Source organism: Collinsella aerofaciens (assembly GCF_040910325.1).
Lineage (GTDB): Bacteria > Actinomycetota > Coriobacteriia > Coriobacteriales > Coriobacteriaceae > Collinsella > Collinsella aerofaciens_BL.
In genome coordinates, this window is the sequence record NZ_JBDGAV010000018.1 from 34022 (window position 1) to 51047 (window position 17026).

General features: G+C 61.2%; 12 protein-coding genes. 10 read left to right on the forward strand and 2 right to left on the reverse strand.

Annotated elements, in window-relative coordinates; all coding sequences use genetic code 11:
- Window positions 1–81: 81 nt before the first annotated feature.
- The 8 genes from AB5Z25_RS08000 to AB5Z25_RS08035 all read left to right on the forward strand — a co-directional run bounded on the left by AB5Z25_RS08000 (window position 82) and on the right by AB5Z25_RS08035 (window position 11557).
- Window positions 82–2331: a DEAD/DEAH box helicase gene (locus AB5Z25_RS08000; protein WP_368135257.1), complete on the forward strand. Its 2250-nt coding sequence runs from the start codon at window positions 82–84 to the stop codon at window positions 2329–2331.
- Between the two features lie 620 nt (window positions 2332–2951).
- Window positions 2952–3713 carry a ferredoxin family protein gene (locus AB5Z25_RS08005; protein ID WP_195544334.1) on the forward strand — a complete coding sequence of 254 codons (762 nt, stop codon included), beginning with the start codon at window positions 2952–2954 and terminating at the stop codon, window positions 3711–3713.
- A gap of 340 nt (window positions 3714–4053) precedes the next feature.
- Window positions 4054–5886 carry an NAD(P)-binding protein gene (locus AB5Z25_RS08010; protein ID WP_195234728.1) on the forward strand — a complete coding sequence of 611 codons (1833 nt, stop codon included), beginning with the start codon at window positions 4054–4056 and terminating at the stop codon, window positions 5884–5886.
- Window positions 5880–7691: a [FeFe] hydrogenase, group A gene (locus tag AB5Z25_RS08015; protein ID WP_438265632.1), complete on the forward strand. Its 1812-nt coding sequence runs from the start codon at window positions 5880–5882 to the stop codon at window positions 7689–7691. The genes AB5Z25_RS08010 and AB5Z25_RS08015 overlap by 7 nt, the downstream gene beginning before the upstream one ends.
- A 2-nt stretch (window positions 7692–7693) precedes the next feature.
- Window positions 7694–8752, forward strand: coding sequence for an ABC transporter substrate-binding protein (locus AB5Z25_RS08020; RefSeq protein ID WP_368135258.1), 1059 nt, complete (start codon window positions 7694–7696; stop codon window positions 8750–8752).
- Between the two features lie 24 nt (window positions 8753–8776).
- A complete protein-coding gene (locus AB5Z25_RS08025; RefSeq protein ID WP_238022409.1) occupies window positions 8777–10135 on the forward strand; it encodes an ATP-binding cassette domain-containing protein in 1359 nt (452 codons plus the stop codon).
- Window positions 10136–10350: 215 nt separating this feature from the next.
- Window positions 10351–10554 carry a type II toxin-antitoxin system RelB/DinJ family antitoxin gene (locus tag AB5Z25_RS08030; RefSeq protein ID WP_196033998.1) on the forward strand — a complete coding sequence of 68 codons (204 nt, stop codon included), beginning with the start codon at window positions 10351–10353 and terminating at the stop codon, window positions 10552–10554.
- An 88-nt stretch (window positions 10555–10642) separates the two neighbouring features.
- Window positions 10643–11557 carry a CPBP family intramembrane glutamic endopeptidase gene (locus AB5Z25_RS08035; RefSeq protein ID WP_368135259.1) on the forward strand — a complete coding sequence of 305 codons (915 nt, stop codon included), beginning with the start codon at window positions 10643–10645 and terminating at the stop codon, window positions 11555–11557.
- 8 nt (window positions 11558–11565) lie between these two features.
- On the opposite strand, the gene AB5Z25_RS08040 is transcribed toward AB5Z25_RS08035, so the two are convergent.
- A complete protein-coding gene (locus AB5Z25_RS08040) occupies window positions 11566–12558 on the reverse strand; it encodes a helix-turn-helix transcriptional regulator (RefSeq protein WP_368135260.1) in 993 nt (330 codons plus the stop codon).
- A 153-nt stretch (window positions 12559–12711) separates the two neighbouring features.
- Between AB5Z25_RS08040 and AB5Z25_RS08045 the strand changes: the two genes are divergently transcribed.
- Together AB5Z25_RS08045 and AB5Z25_RS08050 are read left to right on the forward strand one after the other, a co-directional pair.
- Window positions 12712–14190, forward strand: a complete 1479-nt coding sequence (locus AB5Z25_RS08045) for a family 1 glycosylhydrolase (protein ID WP_035137362.1) — start codon at window positions 12712–12714, stop codon at window positions 14188–14190.
- 11 nt (window positions 14191–14201) lie between these two features.
- The gene (locus AB5Z25_RS08050) at window positions 14202–15572 is read left to right on the forward strand and encodes a PTS transporter subunit EIIC (RefSeq protein WP_368135261.1); all 1371 of its coding nucleotides are present in this window, start codon (window positions 14202–14204) and stop codon (window positions 15570–15572) included.
- 126 nt (window positions 15573–15698) lie between these two features.
- On the opposite strand, the gene AB5Z25_RS08055 is transcribed toward AB5Z25_RS08050, so the two are convergent.
- A partial coding sequence (locus AB5Z25_RS08055) for a YgiQ family radical SAM protein (protein ID WP_368135262.1) occupies window positions 15699–17026 on the reverse strand: 1328 nt, incomplete at its 5' end.

The following is a 17026-nucleotide window of genomic DNA, read 5'->3' on the forward strand; positions in this document are numbered from 1 at the left end:
GTATGTATTAGCGCACTACCAAGCACGCCCGCGCGGCCGCATGCCGCGCCCATAGTGCGTGCAGATAAGGAACAACAACATATGCGTAATTCTGTATCCGACGTCACGGACGCCGAGATTCTGGACGAGACCCGCGAGGCCATGACTCAGGCTGCCTTCGATGCTGCCGACGAGGCCAGTGCCGCCGAGACCGTCGAGTCCGCGACCGAGAACCTGCCCGCCTTTGACGAGCTGGGACTTTCGGACGAGATGCTTCGTGCCATCGAGAACCTGGGCTACACGGCGCCCACGCCTGTCCAGGCCGGCTCCATCCCCGTGGTGCTCGAGGGTCGCGACCTGCTTGCCGCCGCTCAGACCGGCACCGGCAAGACGGCCGCCTTCCTGCTGCCGACCATGAACAACCTGGAGCACATCGCTCCGCCTAAGCCCGTGCGCGAGCGTGGCGGTCGCAATCGCCGTCGCGGCGCCAAGAAGCCCGAGGGCAACGGCCGCGGCCCCGTGATGCTCGTCATCACCCCCACGCGCGAGCTCGCCCAGCAGATCGACGAGGTCGCCAGCAAGATTGCCGACGTCACCGGCCATGTTGCCGTGACCGTAGTGGGCGGCGTGAGCTACAAGCCCCAGACCGCGGCGCTCAAGTATGGCTGCGACATCCTAGTTGCCACGCCGGGCCGTCTGGTCGACCTGATCGAGCAGGGCGCCTGCCACCTGAACGAGGTCAAGGTGCTGGTGCTCGACGAGGCCGACCGCATGCTCGACATGGGCTTTTTGCCCGCCGTCCGCCGCATTGTGCGCGAGACGCCGGCCGAGCGCCAGACGCTGCTGTTCTCGGCGACCCTCGACGAGGAGGCCGTGGGTGAGATCACCGACCTGGTGAGCGACCCGGCTCGCGTGGAGATCGCACCGGCCACGTCGACCGCCGACACCGTCGACCAGTTTGTGTTCCCGGTGTCCATCGAGGCCAAGAACAACCTGTTGCCCGAGTTTCTCAAGAAGGAGGGCCCGGAGCGCACCATCGTCTTTATGCGCACCAAGCACCGCGCCGACAGCTGCTGCCGTCGTCTGGAGCGTAAGGGCATCAAGGCTGCCGCGATTCACGGTAACCGCAGCCAGGCCCAGCGCGAGCGTGCCCTTTCGGCCTTCCGCGACGGCACCGTCGACGTGCTGGTGGCGACCGACGTGCTCGCCCGCGGCATCGACATCAGCGACGTGCGCTATGTCGTGAACTTTGACGTGCCGGCCGAGCCGACCGACTACATCCACCGTATTGGCCGTACGGGTCGTGCCGGCGAGCTGGGCTGGGCCATCACGTTTGTGACCGAGCAGGATGTCGATGAGTTCTACGAGATCGAGAAGCTCATGGACAAGACCGCCGACATCTACGAGGCCGGCGACCTGCACGTGGGTCCCAACCCGCCCGCGGTTGATCCCGAGCGCGACCCTGCGGCCTTTAAGGTGAAGAAGAAGACCAAGCGCGGCAAGTCCAAGAGCAAGAAGAAGCTTGAGCAGGCGCGTCGCGACGGCAAGCGCAACGGCGACGATTACGGCGATGTGGCCGGTCGTTCCAACCGCGGTCGCGACGAGCGCCGTGGCGATGGCGAGCGTCCGAGCCGTCCCAAGCGCGGTGGCAAGACCCGCGTGCGCGAGGGCGTTCAGGCTCGCGTGGACGAGGCTGTGGAGAGCGTGGCTCGCGAGGTGGCTGCCGAGGAGCGCGCTGGTGCTGGTGCCGCTGAGCAGCCTGCGCGCGGCAACCGTGCCGAGCGTCGTGCCAAGCAGTTCCAGGGTGAGGCACATCGCCGTCGTCGCGAGGATGAGGATCGCGGTGGCCGTCGTCGTGTCGAGCGCGAGGACGAGGGCCGCGGTTCGCGCGGTGGCAAGCGCGGTTCGGGCGACCGCCGTCGTTCCGGTCGTGATGGCGAGCGCGGTGGCCGTGATGAGCGTCGCGGCGGCGAGGGTCGTGGTGAGCGTGCTGCCCGTGGCGGTGAGTCCCGCGGCGGCAAGCGCTTTGAAGAGCGCGGTAGCCGCGGCGGCGAGCGTCGCGAGGGTGCTCGCGGCAATGGCGGCCGCGGCGGCGCTGGTCGTTCTAACGAGTCGCGCGATCGTCGTGACCCGCGTGCCAGCCGCGATCGTCGCGATGACTGGCGCAACTACGACGATACCCGCGAGGAGCGTCGTGGCGGCTATCGTGGTGGTCGTGGCGGCAACCAGGCCGGCTCCCGTGGCGGCCGTGCCGGCGGTCGCGATAACCGTGGCAGCTATGGCAACGGCCGTGGCGGCAAGCGCGGCGGCAGCTCCCGTCGTCCCGGTGACGGCGGCGGCAAGCGTAAATAACACACGCATCGCCCGCTAGAGCGAGGTGAACCAAGGGCCCCGAGCAACTACGCTCGGGGCCCTTTTTGTTTGCCGTATCCGATCGCTAGTTCAAATGTGATTTCCTCGGGAATGCATCTAGAGGATGCCGTGGGCCTGTTTCCTACCATGCGGCAATGGGTCCCATGGGGTGCGCCGTGCATTTTTTGGAGTATTCTGCAGTTCGAGTTGTCTGCATATGATTTGACGTCGCCAACGGTGGCTTTCGGATATCCCTAGCGAGCGTTCTGAGTCAGATTTCGTCGTTTTCCGGAGCAGGGGCGCGTCATTCTCGCCATGTCGGAACCCAAAATGACGCAGCGCCCTAAAGGTTTGCCCGCTCGGGGTATTGCTGGCGCGGTCACGTTGCAGAATACTCCGTTTTTTGCACGGGCCAGGATGGGGTACCTCGGGAGAACACGGCGGTATCCCGTAAATATATACAATCTGTACCGTAATTTATACAAAACGAAGAGGCAGACAGCGTAGGGTGGGTGCATTGGGGTGCTTGGTGCATCAAAACGGGGACCCCACGTGCCGTATACTCTGGCTGGATGTGAAAGCGGCTTGACGCGTTGCCAGGCGTAGGGGAGGGTGCCTCGATGAGCGTATTCGAAATTGTGTTTAGTCCGACGGGTGGAACGCAGAAGGTGTCTGGCCTTGTGGCCGGGGCACTGGACAAGAATACCGTTACCGTCGATCTGACCGTTAGCGGGCTAGATTTCAGCGCTGTCTCGATGACCGAGGACGACGTGGCCGTAATCTCTGTGCCGGCGTATGCCGGTAGAATCCCGGCTGTGGTGGCTGACCGGTTGGGCATGGTGCGCGGCAACGGGGCTCGGGCTGTTTTGGTTTGCGTATACGGAAACCGCGCGTTTGAGGACACGCTCGTAGAGCTGGAGGACGTTGCGAAGCATGCGGGATTCCGGGTGATCGCGGCAGTTGCAGCCATTGCAGAACATTCCATTGCACGACAGTTTGCTGCCGGTCGTCCGGATGCGCAGGATACGGCGCAGCTCGCAGAGTTTGCGCAGCAAATTCAGCAAAAGCTGTTGGCTGAGGATACATCCGAGCCCTCTATTCCCGGCAATCGTCCTTATAAACAAGCCGGAGGTCACCGCATGGCACCCGAGGCAACAGGGGATTGTGTCTCCTGCGGTGCATGCGCCGCGGCGTGCCCCGTTTGTGCTATCGACAAGGGTGACCCCAAACGAGCAGCTGGCGAGGCGTGCATCTCCTGCATGCGCTGCATTGCCGTATGTCCGCGAGGCGCTCGTAAGCTTGATCCCAACAAGCTATCCGCTGTTTCCCAGATGCTGAGCAAGGTTTGCGTCGCGCGGAAGGAATGCGAGCTCTTCATCTAGCGCAAGTGAGATTGGTGCAAACAAACCTGGCCCTTTTGCACCAAAAACGATCCGTTTTCCTCCGTTCCCAAGGGATCATGTGATCCGAAGGGGACGGAGGAAAACGGATCAAAAAGGAAAAATAGTAAGGCGCTCTTTTTCACATTGAATATTGCAATTTGGTAACGCGTTTTATCAAATATGGCATTTATCTGCGGTAATGTTCTATTTCACCGCTGAGGGTGACATTTTATACCGCCTGCCGAACCGTATGGAGACCTCACAACTTTTTAGGTCAGTGTTGTGCGTGTAGCAATTTCGCCCGGCCTCGCCTCCGGGCTGCCATGTGAGAGGGGATCTTATGGCTCGACTGCACGTAATGGAACGCAGCCACGCTCAGGCCGTCATGGACGACCTGCACGATGCGCTCGGACGTCGTCTGGCGGTGAGTTCGCTCGCCCCGTGTCCCGTTGAGTTTACGGCAGCGCTCGTCAACCTGTGCTCCACCCAGAGCTGCGGCAAGTGCACGCCCTGCCGCGTGGGCCTGAGCGCGCTGAGCGATCTGCTCGCCGATGTGCTCGAGGGCCGCGCCGACGAGTCCACGCTCAATCTGATCGAGCGCACCGCCCGCACCATCTATCTTTCGAGCGATTGCGCCATCGGTTACGAGGCCGGCGCCATGGCGCTTACGGCTATCCGCGGTTTCCGTGACGATTTTGAGCACCACATCCGCGAGCACTCCTGTGGCTTTGACCGCGAGGCCCGCGTCCCGTGCGTCTCGGGCTGTCCGGCGCATGTCGACATTCCCGGTTACATTTCGCTCGTCGAGGCCGGCCGCTATGCCGATGCCGTCAAGGTCATCCGCAAGAATAACCCGCTGCCGCTCGTTTGCGGCCTGGTGTGCGAGCATCCCTGCGAGATGCATTGCCGCCGTGGCATGGTCGACGACCCCATGAACATCCTCGCCCTCAAGCGTTTTGCCGTTGAGCACAGTGACCTCAACGACCACAAGCCGCATGTAGTGGACAACACCGGTAAGCGCGTCTCCGTGATCGGCGGCGGCCCGGCTGGCCTTTCCTGTGCCTACTACCTGGCCGTGATGGGCCACAAGGTGACCATTTTTGAGCAGCGCCACCACTTGGGCGGCATGCTGCGCTACGGCATCCCCAGCTATCGTCTGCCGCGCGAGCGCCTGCAGGCCGAGATCGACTGGATCTTGAGCGCCGGCATCGACGTTGAGCTCGATCACTCCGTGAACGGCGAGGAGCTCGCTCGCCTGCGCGACGAGTTCGATGCCGTCTACCTGGCCATCGGTGCCCATAGCGACAAGAAGCTCGGCCTTCCGGGTGAAGAGGCGCCCGGCGTGGAGTCGGCCGTCAAGATGCTGCGCGCCATCGGAGACGACGAGCTGCCCGACCTGAGCGGCCAGCGCGTGTGCGTCATCGGCGGCGGCAACGTGGCCATGGACGTGGCGCGCTCTGCCGTGCGCTGCGGTGCCGAAAAGGTGAGCATCGTCTACCGCCGTCGCATCTGCGATATGACGGCCCAGGACGCCGAGATTGCCGGCGCCCAGGCCGAGGGTTGCGAGGTTCTGGAGCTCACGGCGCCGCTCGCCATCGAGACGGGCGAAGATGGTCGCGTGAGCGGCCTGCGCGTGCAACCGCAGATTATCGGCGAGCCCCGCCGCGGTCGTCCGGCTCCGCGTGCCGCCGCTACGCCCGAGCGCGTCATCCCCTGCGAGCGCGTGTTTGTCGCCATTGGCCAGGACATCGATTCCAAGCCGTTTGAGGACATGGGCATCGCCTGCAAGTGGGGTTGCGTGGTCACCGACTCGGACGGTGCCGTGCCCAACTTCGATGGCCTCTTTAGCGGCGGCGACTGCCAGACCGGCCCCGCCACCGTCATCCGTGCCATCAACGCCGGCCGCGTGGCTTCGGCAAACATCGACCGCTATCTGGGCTTCGACCACAAGATCAAGCTCGACGTGGAGCTGCCGACCGTTCAGTTTAAGGGCAAGCACGAGTGCGGCCGCTGCGAGCTGGGTGAGCGCGAGGCCGGCGAGCGTATTCACGATTGGAATCTGGTCGAGCAGGGCCTTACCGAGGAGGAGGCGCGCCAGGAGGCAAGCCGCTGCCTGCGTTGCGACCACTTTGGTTTTGGCGCGTTCCGCGGAGGGAGGAACCTGGAATGGTAGAGCTCAACAACCCCACTGTCAGCGATAACACCGAAAGCGGAGCACTCAATATGGTCAAGCTCACTATCGATAATTGCGAGGTCGTGGTGCCTGAGCACACCACGATCCTGGACGCGGCCAAGTCCGTCGGCATCCAGATTCCCACCCTGTGCTACCTGCGCGATCTGAACGAGATCGGCGGCTGCCGCGTGTGCGTGGTCGAGGTTGAGGGCTGCGACCAGCTGGTTGCCGCCTGCAACAACTACGTGCTCGATGGCATGGTGGTCCACACCAACAGCCCCAAGGCCCGCGAGGCGCGCCGCACCAACGTGCAGCTGCTGCTTTCGCAGCACGATTCACGCTGCACGAGCTGTGTGCGCAGCGGTAACTGCAACCTGCAGACCATTGCCAACGACCTGGGCATTTTCTATCTGCCGTATCAAAGGCATTTGGCGGGCGAGGGCTGGGATTTCGATTTCCCCATCATCCGCGAAAACGACAAGTGCATTAAATGCATGCGCTGCATCAAGGTGTGCGAGAGCGTACAGGGCCTAGGGATTTGGGACCTGACCAACCGCGCCACGCATACCGCCGTGGGCACCCGCGGGCGCGTGCCGATCGGCAAGACCGATTGCGTCGCGTGCGGCCAGTGCATCACGCATTGCCCGACGGGCGCGCTGCGCGAGCGCGACGACACCGAGACCGTGTTTGACGCGCTCGCTAATCCCGACAAGATCGTGCTGGTGCAGATCGCGCCGGCCGTGCGTAGTGCTTGGGGCGAGGAGCTCGGCATTCCGCGCGAGGAGGCAACCGTCGAGCGTCTGGCTTGCGCGCTGCGCCGCGTAGGCTTTGAGTATGTGTTCGATACCGATTTCTCGGCCGACCTCACCATTATGGAGGAGGGCTCCGAGCTGCTCGAGCGCCTGGGCGCCGCCGCTAAGGGTGAGGGCGACAGCCGCGGCTGGCCCATGTTTACGAGCTGCTGCCCGGGCTGGGTGCGCTTTGTGAAGGCACGTTACCCCGAGTTTGTCGACAGCCTGTCCACGTCAAAGTCGCCGCAGCAGATGTTCGGCGCTATCGCCAAGACCTACTACGCCAAGGTGCTGGGCGTGGAGCCCGAGCGTCTGTTCGTGGTGTCCGTTATGCCATGCACGGCCAAGAAGGCCGAGTGTGCGCTGCCGAGCATGATGGGCGAGGGCGGCGCGCCCGACGTGGACGTTGCGCTGACGGTGCGCGAGATGGTGCGCATGATCCGCGCGAGCCACGTGAGCGTTGACACGCTGGTCGAGGAGCCGCTCGATACGCCGTTGGGCTTTGGCACGGGCGCGGGTGTGATCTTTGGCGCCACGGGCGGCGTGATGGAGGCCGCCGTGCGCTCGGCATATTACCTGGTGACGGGCAAGAACCCGGATGCCGACTTCTTCACTGACGTGCGCGGACTCGAGGGCTGGAAGGAGGCCGTGGCCGATATCGACGGTACCAAGGTGCGCGTCGCCGTGGCGCACGGGCTGGGCAACGCCGCCCGTCTGCTCGACGCGATTCGCGACGGCCGTGTGAGATATGACTTTGTTGAGGTCATGGCGTGCCCGGGCGGCTGCGTCGGTGGCGGCGGTCAGCCCATCCACGACGGCTGCGAGCTGGCGGCTGAGCGTGGCCAGGTGCTGTGGAGCCTGGATGCCGCTGCGGACATTCGCTTCTCGCACGAGAATCCCGATGTTCAGGCGTGCTATAGCGAGTTCTTGGGTGCGCCGCTCTCGCCGCTGGCCGAGGAATTGCTGCATACCGACCATCACGCATGGACGATGCCTAACGAGGGGGCGTGCTAACGATGCGCGCGTTTGATTTTGAAATGTCGCGCCGGGGGTTTGCCTCGGCGCTCGCCGCGGGTGCGCTGTCGCTTGCGCTGGCTGGCTGCGGCGGCGGAGCTGCGGGGGCCGGGTCTGCTGCGGGCTCGGCTGCCGGGTCTGCCGCTGACGGTGCCGCTGCCGAGCCGGTCGAGGTACACGTCGCCTCGCTCAAGGGCCCGACGTCGATTGGGCTGGTGCAGTTTATGGACCAGGCGGCCGAAGGTGCCACGGACAACGAGTTCGACTTTGCGATCAACACTGCCGCCGACGAGATTGTGCCCAAGGTGATTCAGGGCGATATCGACATTGCCCTGGTGCCGGCCAACGTGGCGAGCGTGCTCTACAACAAGACCGAGGGCGCGGTGCAGGTCATAGACATCAACACGCTGGGCGTGCTGAACGTTGTGACGGGCGACGCGAGTGTGGCCTCGTTTGGCGATCTGGCGGGCCATACTGTCTATATGACGGGCAAGGGCACCACGCCGGAGTACGTCATGAACTACCTGTTGGAGCGCGCGGGCCTGACCGGCCAGGTGGCGCTTGAGTTTAAGAGCGAGCCCACCGAGGTACTGTCGGCGTTGCTTGCTGATCCGTCTGCCGTGGGCGTGCTGCCCGAGCCGTTCAAGACCGCTGCCATCGCAAAGAGCGAAGGCAGGCTGTCGGCTCCGGTAAGTCTGACCGATGTGTGGGATGAGCTGGCAGGTGACACGGGTTCGCGCCTGCTGACGGGCGTGACCGTGGTGTGCCGTGCCTTTGCCGAGGAGCATCCCGAGGTCGTGGCGGAATTCCTGAGCTGCCATGTTGCGAGCGTTGAGGCCGTGAACGCGGCGCCGGCGGACTGGGCTCAGGCCGTGGTCGATGCGGGTATCGTCGATAACGCCGCGATTGCCGAAAAGGCGATTCCCGGGTGCATGCTCGTGTGCCAGACGGGGAAGGATATGAAGGCGGCGCTCGGTGGGTACCTGCAGGTGCTGGCCGATGCGGACGCGAGCGCCGTGGGCGGAAAGCTCCCGGCTGACGATTTCTACTACATGGAGTAGCCCGTGCGTGCGTTTGCTCGACAAATGGCAGAGCGTATGAAGGCGGTGGCGGCAGCAGGTGCCGTTGCCGCCTTTTGGCTTGCCGTGTGGGTCTTCGCGGCGGCGCTGGTGGCGCAGCCGTTGATTTTGCCGGGGCCGGGCGCTGTTGTGGTGGCGTTGCTACGGCTGGTGTGCGATGCCGCCACGTGGGCGATTCTGGCGGGCTCGGGTGCGCGGATTCTAGGCGGTTTGGCGCTTGCCGCGGTGTGCGGCGGTGTGCTGGCGGGGGCCTCGGTGCGGTCGCGAACGTTTGCCCGCCTGGTGGCGCCGGCGCTTTCGTTTGTTAAGGCGACACCGGTTGCCTGCGTGGTGGTCCTGCTGCTCATTTGGTTGGGGTCGGCGCGCGTGAGCATTGCGGCGGTCTTTTTGATGGCGCTGCCGGGCGTGTATTTTTCGCTGGTTGAGGGTTTGACGCAAGCGGATAAGCCACTGGAGCAGATGTTTCGTCTGCATGGCGTGCGGGGTTGGCGTCTGTTTTGCGCCCACACCTGGCGCGAGGTCCTGCCGTTTGTGCTTTCGTGTTCCCGCGCCGTGATTGGCATGAGCTGGAAGGCCGGCGTGGCGGCGGAGCTCATCGGCATGGCGACGGGCACCGTGGGCGAACGCATCTATCAGGCGAAGCTGCTCATCGAGACGGCTGACCTGCTGGCGTGGACCGTGCTGGTCGTTGCCGCCTCGTGGGCGTGCGAGCGTGTGCTGGTGTGGCTGCTGCGGGTTTCGGGGCCCGTAGCGTGGCGCGCTGCCGTGCGGGCGCATGGGTGTGGTAGTCGCGGACGTGCGGGCGGCTCTGCTGGCGGCAGGGCTGCTGCGGAGCTTGCGCTCGCCGTGGGCGACCGAGCGCCCTGGGTGCCGGCGCTCGATGGACTGGTACTTCGCGTTTCTGCTGGTGGGCGCACCTGCGTGATGGGCGCTTCGGGCGTGGGCAAGTCGACGCTGCTTGCGCTGGCGGCGGGCGAGTGCGCGCCGTGCTCCATGGTGTTTCAGGATGTGCGCCTGGTAGAGGGCGCCTCGGCTTTGGATAACGTGCTGGTGTGCGCCGACGCGCGCGTGGATGCCTCGAGTGCCGCAGCCCTGTTGCGCCTGCTGGTGCCGGGGGTCGATGTACATGCTCGTGTGGCCGAGCTCTCGGGCGGGCAGCGCCGTCGCGTCGAGATTGCCCGAGCCCTGCTGTGCCCAGGCGACGCGGTGATTCTGGACGAGCCCTTTACCGGTCTAGATACCGCTGCGCGCGACGCATGCGCCGAGGCCGTGCTCGACTTGCTCGACGGCCGTATGCTGTTGCTTGCCACGCACGATTCCGCTGACGCTCGGGCCCTCAATATCTCGGACATCATCACGCTCTAAATACTTACCCAGCAACAAAATGATCCGTTTTTCTCCGTCTCCATAGGGCCGGGTATGGTATTCTATCTGCGGGGTAATACTTAGGAATACCAAGTAATACCAACGCCGTAGAAACAAACTCCAGATGCGGGCCAATCGGGTTGCCTTCACAGCCCGTCGCCCAGCCGCGTGGCCCGCATCTATCCGCATCACCGTCGTTTCAAAAAGGAAGCGCCATGGCAGAACACATGACCCCGGTTGTCGCGAAGGTCTTGCCCGAGGAAAAGGCGGCCTTCGCGGCGGCAACCCAGCTCGTGGGCACCACGCCGTCCAACGCCATCCGCATGTTTATCGCCGCGTTCAATCGCTGCGGCACCTTCCCGTTCGACATTTCGCCCAACGGGGCCTTTGGCGCTGCGCCCGATTCTCGTCAACAATGACCGTCCCAAACTGCCGGCACTTGGGGACGTTCCTTTTCAGCCGGCAGTTAAGGAACGTCCCTAAGTGCCGGGTTTTGAGGAGGTTGGCATGCTCAATGCGATGGCGTGGGCGCTTGCCTGTTTTGGCGTTGTCGCTGCCGATATAGCCCTGAGCGTGGTTCTGTTTTCAGTTCTCGATGCCGTGTCGGTGCTGACGGGTTTCCCGATCGACAACCTCGATATTCAATGGTTCCAGGCTGCCGCTCAGACGGCGTCATTTTTGATGGCGCTGCTGTGGTGGCGTTATCTGTGGCCCCGCTCCTTCATGGCACGCCGGCAAGGCGAGCGCCCGCTCGGTGGGGGAGCAAGCGCGGCATGGAAGCGCATTGCCTGCGTTGTCGTGATCGGCCTATCCATGCAGGTGGTCATTAGCTACCTATGCGACGGCGTGCTGTCGCTGCTGCCCGAGGTCGCGGCAGACTATAGCGAGCTCGTCGAGGAAACGGGCATGGGCGATACCAGCCTTCTTGCCGTCCTGACCACGGTGCTCGGCACTCCGTTTTGCGAGGAACTGCTGGTGCGCGGCATCATCTTTGAGTTTTCGCTGCGTGCGTTTAATCCACAGTGCCGTTCGCTCTGGAAGCGCCGGCGCCGCGCGAACGCGCAAGACGGCGCCATGGTGCCCTGGGCGGCCCCAAGCACGTGGGGTATCGCCGCGGCAATCGTGCTGCAGGCGGCCATCTTTGGCTTTATGCATATGAACTGGGTGCAGGGCTGCTATGCGGGCGCTGCCGGCCTCATTTTTGGTTGGGTGTTCGTGACCACCGGAAAGTTCCGCTACACGATCCTGCTGCATTTTGCCTTTAACGCCGGGTCGTATCTCATGACGTTGCTGTGGTTTGTGAACACGCCGCTCGACGTTGTGGTCACGGTTGGCATCGCCGGCTTTGTGCTGGTAGAGGCGATGCACTCGCTGCTTCGATTGCGCATTCCCGTGTCGCGCGAAGCTGATCGGTCTGAGTAATAACGCCTTTAATTAGACCGATGCGTCCTGAACGCACCTGGCGTTTCGCCGAATGCTTCTTTAAATTTTGAGTAAAAGAATGACATGTTGGAGATGCCGACTTTTCGGGCTACATACTGCACGCTGCGCTCGGTGTTATTGAGAAGATATGCCGCCTCTGCGAGCTGCTGGTTGAGCTTGATTTGCGAAAACGTTTTGCCGGTTTTTTGCTTGATCAAGCTGCTGAGATAGCTGGTGCTATAACCCGTATCGCTCGCAATGCTTTCGAGTGTGCAGTCGCCGTAGCTTCGCTCAATATGATTCAGAATCGACACGATGCGTTCGTCCGACATGATCGCCTGGTTATCAGTTGCGGAGCGTCGGTACAGTCCTCGAATGAGAACAAGGAATAGGCTGACGGCGAGGTGCCTCATGAGTTCATTGGAATAGGCATCTTTAAAGTGATATTCGATAAAGAGCATCTCGATGAGGCGTCGCGCATGTCGGGCGCATTCCTCTGGAAGAATGAGATATTCTCGGGCCTCGCGGTTTTTGGACACATAATCAAATAGAAGATTCGTTAATGGTGACGCGCCGGGTAGCTGGCTCAGGAACAACGAATCGAACATTTCTTTTTTGAAGACGATCGAAATGACGATATCATGCTCGCCCTTAACGTATGGAACGCTTCTGACTACGCCGGTGTTGCAAATGAGCACGTCGCCCTTTTTAAGGAGTAGTCGCCGTCCGTTGACGATAAACGTGCAGACGCCGTCGTACACGTAGTTAAGCTCCATATCCCGATTGATATGAGGAGGAATATCGGTAAAGCGCGACTCCTTGATAAGGCCCACGGGGTTTTCGTCGAGAGTTTCTTTCCAATCAAACAGATAGACCTCTTCGCCGTTAATGGTTGTGGTTTCCACCCTGTTATATCGCGGGCTGAGTTCTCCCGGATGTGTGCGATGCCACTCTTCGGTCTCGGTATGCGTATAGAGCAGCTGTTTGAGATTCGAATCCATGGGGTGCTCCAGGGGTGAACGGTAGAATCGATGCCTTAAACGGTATTATATCTAAAAAAATGTTATAAACCCACGCTTTCTATGCGATATCTTATGCATCTTGTTCTTCCTAGTATTGGGTTATCCGCTGGAGCATCCGATCAAGGAGGGCAAATGAGTAAGTTAAAACATGGGTTTGACTCCGACTTTTTATGGGGCGGAGCCATATCGTGCTCGCAGGCCGATGGTGCCTGGAATGAGGGCGGAAAGGGAAAGTCGACGCAGGATTGTCGATGGCTGGATGGTACCTGGACTCATGACCAGATTGAGGACAAGCATCAAAACAACCCCTTCTGCCATGACGAACTAATGAACGCTCTCGCAGATGATGGTGTTGAGTTCTACCCGTTTAGGCGCGGTAACGACTTCTATCATCACTACCGTGAGGACATCGCGCTTTTTGCGGAGATGGGCCTCAAGCTGTTCCGCACTTCTATTTGCTGGAGCCGAATCTATCCTAACGGAGATGATCTTGAACCTAACCGCGAAGGCATCGAGTGGTATCGAAGCATGCTGGGTGAGTGCAAAAAGCACGGCATTAAAACCTTCGTCACCATGCTCCACTATGACATCCCGGTAAATCTTGTCACCACATATGGGGGATGGAAGAATCGCAAGACGATTGATTTCTTCGCCCGCTATGTCGAGACAATCGTTACGGAATTGGGCGATCTGGTCGATTTCTGGCTGCCTTTTAACGAGTTCAATGCAGCGCGTTTTTCGCCTTGGGACGGGGTCTGTCTGGTCAAAGACGAAGAGGGGGAGAACTTCGATCGAGCCATCTTCCAGTGCCTGCACCACGAGTTCGTTGCCAATGCGCGTGCCGTCGAGATTGTCCATCGTCTTTCGCCCGATACTCCCGTTGGCGGCATGATCGCTCGATTCTGTACGTATCCCGCCACCTGCCGTCCCGAAGATAACATGCAGGCTATTCACGACGACCAGTATTCCAACTGGTTCTATACGGACGTGATGGCTCGTGGAAAATACCCCGCTTATATGAATCGCTATTTCGACGCGTGCGATATCGAGATTCAAATGGAGCCGGGCGATGAAGAGCTCATCGCTCGCAACACGGTCGACTTCCTGGCCTTCTCGTACTACTTTTCCCAGGTATCCACCTGCGATCAGGGATGGGAGAAGACTGCGGGAAATCTGGTCATGGCAAACAAGAACCCTTATCTCGAGACGAGTGAGTGGGGCTGGCAGCTCGATCCCATTGGCCTGAGGGTTACCCTTAACCAGATGTATGACCGCTATGGGCTGCCCCTGTATATCGCCGAGAACGGCCTCGGTACATCTGATGTAGTCGAGGAGGATGGCAGCATCCACGACGAGTATCGAATCGATTATTTGCGCCAGCACATAAAGTGCCTTAAGGAAGCAGTGATCGATGGCGTTGACGTGCGCGGATACATGATCTGGGGATTCATTGACCTTGTTGCCTGCGGTCCTCTTACGATGGACAAGCGCTACGGGCTTATCTATGTCGATCTGGATAATTGCGGCAACGGCACTGCGGAGCGCTCGCGTAAAGACTCTTTCTATTGGTATCAGAAATGTATCGCCACTAATGGCGAGGATCTTGGGTAGGAGTGATTGTCGTGGCAGACAAGAAGGAACTGGCCGCTCGTGTCCTCGAGCTCGTGGGCGGCGCCGATAACGTTGTTATGGCAACGCACTGCATTACAAGGCTCAGATTCAACCTGAAGGACGATAGCAAGGCAGATCTGGAGGCCCTTAAGACGCTTGACGGCGCCTTGGGCGCGCAGGTTAAAGACGGGCAGTGGCAGGTTATCATCGGCGCCAGCGTGGGGTCGGTATATGACGAATTGGAGCCCATGCTAGGTGACAGGATGGGTGGCGAGGTCTCCGCCGACGCCGAGCAGCCTGAGCTCCAAAAAGGTTCGGCTCGCGTATTCGATATCATCACCGGCATCTTCTCCGCTATCATTCCCGCACTGGTGGCGGGAGGCATCGTAAAGGGCATCCTGGCTGCTATCGCGGCTTTTGGAATCGACACGGGTGCCGGCGACTTTGCGATATTCAATATGATTTCGGATATCCCGTTCTACTTCTTGCCGTTTTTGCTGGCAATGTCTACAGCTGATAAGTTCCGGGTCAACCGTTCGCTTGCGCTTTGTGTTGCCGGATCGCTGATGTACCCGACCATTGTCAACGCTGTCGGTACGGGCGAGACGCCCCTTGCGCTGTTCGGTTTTGCGGTGCCGATTTTTAGCTACGCCGATTCCGTGTTCCCGGTTATCTTTGGCGTCATTGGCTTGTCTTTTGTATATCGCGCAATCGACAAAGTCGTGCCGGATCTTTTTAAGCTCGTTGTCGTTCCGGCGCTCTCCCTTGCTATCGTGATTCCCGTCAACCTGTTTGTGCTCGCTCCGATTGGTGCCTGGTGCGGTCTTGGTCTTGCCAACGGTATCGTTTGGCTATTCTCGACGTTAGGCCCCGTTGCCGGTTTTCTGCTGGGCTTCTTTATGCCGCTTATCGTGCTCTTCGGCATGCACCAGTCAACGAGCCCCATCCAGATTTCCAATATCGCAACGCTTGGGTATGACTATCTGCTCCCGATCTCTTTCTGCCATAACCTCGCCGAAAGCGGTGCGTCTTTTGGTGCGGCCCTGCGCATGACCGATGAAAAGCTCAAGTCCGCTGCGATGACGTGCGCCTTCTCGGCATTTATGGGAATTTCCGAGCCCGCCTTGTTTACCGTTCAGGTTCCTAACAGGACTCCGCTTATCGCTGCGATGATCGCGGATGGCATTGGCGGCGCGCTCACCGTTGTTCTGGGCGCTAAGTGCTTCGGCTTTGTTATGCCTGGCATTACCTCGTTGCCCGTTTATGCCGATCCAAGCGGCAATCCCATGAACCTGATCATGATTGTCGCCTGCATCGCTTTGACTTGGGTTATCTCTGCGGCGCTCTCGTTTGCGCTCTATGGTCGTTTTGACAAAAAGTAACGACGTTTTGAGATAGACAATATTAATCGGCCGCTCGCCGGGGAATCGTTTTACGACGCCCCGGCGAGCGGCATTTCATTGGTGGGGGCGTGTGTGCCGCCAGCGGCGGCATGCCGCCTCGCCGCGCTAGTTGCGCCTGCCGCCTCCGTTGGCACCCTGGCGGCCCTGTGCCGCGCGATTGCGACCGGCAGTGTTCTGCGCGCGGGACATACCGCCGTATCCCTTGCTGCCCTTAGACCCCTTGCCGGCACCACCAGCGCCACCGTGGGCCTTGCCGCCCTTCTTGCCGGTGCCGTGTCCGCCGCCGGCAGACGTCTCGCCCGGGCGCGGCGGCACGGGACGGATCAGGCAATGCTTGGTGTAGCCGATCAGGTCGCGGCGGCCAGCCTTTTCCAGCGCCTCGCGTACCAGCTTGTAGTTCTCGGGCTTGCGATACTGGATGAGCGCGCGTTGCATGGCCTTCTCGTGCGGGTCGCGCGCCACGTAGATCGGCTCCATGGTGCGCGGGTCCACGCCGGTGTAGTACATGCAGGTCGACATGGTGGACGGCGTAGGGTAGAAGTCCTGCACCTGCTCGGGCATGTAGCCCATGTCGCGCACGGCCTCGGCAAGGTCCACGGCTTCCTTCATCGTCGAGCCGGGGTGGCTCGAGATCAGATACGGCACCACGTACTGCTTGAGTCCGTACTCGCGGTTCAGGCGCTCAAATTTGCGGCAGAACGCATCGTAGACGGCGCGGCTCGGCTTGCCCATCACGGAGAGCACCGCGTCGCTCACATGCTCGGGCGCTACGCGCAGTTGGCCCGAGACGTGATGCTCCAGCAGCTCGCGCAAAAACTCGTCCGAGGCGTCGGCCATGGTGTAGTCAAAGCGGATGCCGCTGCGGACGAAGACCTTTTTGACACCCGGCAGCTGGCGCAGGTCGCGCAGCAGCTGCGTGTAGCCGCTTTCGTCGACCACCATGTTCTTGCACACACTCGGCCACAGGCAGCGCTTGTTCTTGCACACGCCGTGCTTGAGCTGCTTGTCGCAGGCGGGACGGCTAAAGTTGGCCGTCGGTCCACCCACGTCGTTGATGTAGCCCTTAAACTCGGGATCGCGCGTGAGCAGCTCGGCCTCGCGCATGATCGAGTCGTGGCTGCGCATCTGCAACACGCGGCCCTGGTGGAAGGTGAGGGCGCAAAACGAGCACTCGCCAAAACAGCCGCGGTTGGAGCTGATCGAAAACTTGATCTCGGCAAAGGCCGGCACGCCGCCCGCCGCGTCGTAGTCGGGATGCCAATCGCGTGCGTAGGGGAGTTCGGCCACCTCGTCCATCTCGTCGGTGGTGAGTGTCGTCGACGGCGGGTTTTGCACCACATAGACGCTGTTGGGATAGGGCTCTACCAGGCGATGGCCGGTGATGGGGTCCATATTCTGCTGCTGCACGTTAAAGCTGCGCGCGTAGTTGAGCT

Coding starts and splice junctions, on each gene's coding strand:
- AB5Z25_RS08000 (WP_368135257.1), top strand. CDS start 82: ATGCGTAATTCTGTATCCGACGTCACGGACGCCGAGATTCTGGACGAG.
- AB5Z25_RS08005 (WP_195544334.1), top strand. CDS start 2,952: ATGAGCGTATTCGAAATTGTGTTTAGTCCGACGGGTGGAACGCAGAAG.
- AB5Z25_RS08010 (WP_195234728.1), top strand. CDS start 4,054: ATGGCTCGACTGCACGTAATGGAACGCAGCCACGCTCAGGCCGTCATG.
- AB5Z25_RS08015 (WP_438265632.1), top strand. CDS start 5,880: ATGGTAGAGCTCAACAACCCCACTGTCAGCGATAACACCGAAAGCGGA.
- AB5Z25_RS08020 (WP_368135258.1), top strand. CDS start 7,694: ATGCGCGCGTTTGATTTTGAAATGTCGCGCCGGGGGTTTGCCTCGGCG.
- AB5Z25_RS08025 (WP_238022409.1), top strand. CDS start 8,777: ATGGCAGAGCGTATGAAGGCGGTGGCGGCAGCAGGTGCCGTTGCCGCC.
- AB5Z25_RS08030 (WP_196033998.1), top strand. CDS start 10,351: ATGGCAGAACACATGACCCCGGTTGTCGCGAAGGTCTTGCCCGAGGAA.
- AB5Z25_RS08035 (WP_368135259.1), top strand. CDS start 10,643: ATGCTCAATGCGATGGCGTGGGCGCTTGCCTGTTTTGGCGTTGTCGCT.
- AB5Z25_RS08040 (WP_368135260.1), bottom strand. CDS start 12,558: ATGGATTCGAATCTCAAACAGCTGCTCTATACGCATACCGAGACCGAA.
- AB5Z25_RS08045 (WP_035137362.1), top strand. CDS start 12,712: ATGAGTAAGTTAAAACATGGGTTTGACTCCGACTTTTTATGGGGCGGA.